1 pseudogene is annotated in these 529 nt (G+C 63.3%); it reads left to right on the forward strand.

Annotated elements, in window-relative coordinates:
* Nucleotides 1–529 (forward strand): annotated as a pseudogene (locus SB764_RS38250) (lysine 2,3-aminomutase); the annotation flags it as partial.

The following is a 529-nucleotide window of genomic DNA, read 5'->3' on the forward strand; positions in this document are numbered from 1 at the left end:
GCTGTTGCCGAGCGAGCTTCAGGAAGCCGTCGACGTCGTCTCGCGCGTACTGCCGTTTCGAGTCAATCCCTATGTGCTGAACGAGCTGATCGACTGGGACAAGGTTCCCGACGACCCGATCTACCGGCTGACGTTCCCGCACCGCGACATGCTGAAGGACGACGAGTATGCGGCGATCCGCGATCTCGTCCGGGAAGGTGCCGACGAAGCGCGCATCGACGCCGTCGTCCGCCAGATCCGCCTGCGGATGAATCCGCATCCCGCCGGGCAACTGACCCACAACGTGCCCTATCTCGACGGCGTGCCGTTAAGCGGCCTGCAGCACAAGTATCGCGAGACGGTGCTGTTCTTTCCGAGTGCGGGGCAATCCTGCCACGCGTATTGCACGTTCTGCTTCCGCTGGCCGCAGTTCGTCGGCATGGACGAACTCAAGTTCGACGCGCGTTCGTCGCAGGAGCTCACCGCCTATCTGCGGCGTCATCCGGAAGTCACCGACATTCTCGTGACGGGCGGCGATCCGCTCGTGATG

Source organism: Paraburkholderia sp. SIMBA_027, from assembly GCF_046535315.1.
In the GTDB taxonomy this organism is placed as follows: Bacteria; Pseudomonadota; Gammaproteobacteria; order Burkholderiales; family Burkholderiaceae; genus Paraburkholderia; species Paraburkholderia tropica.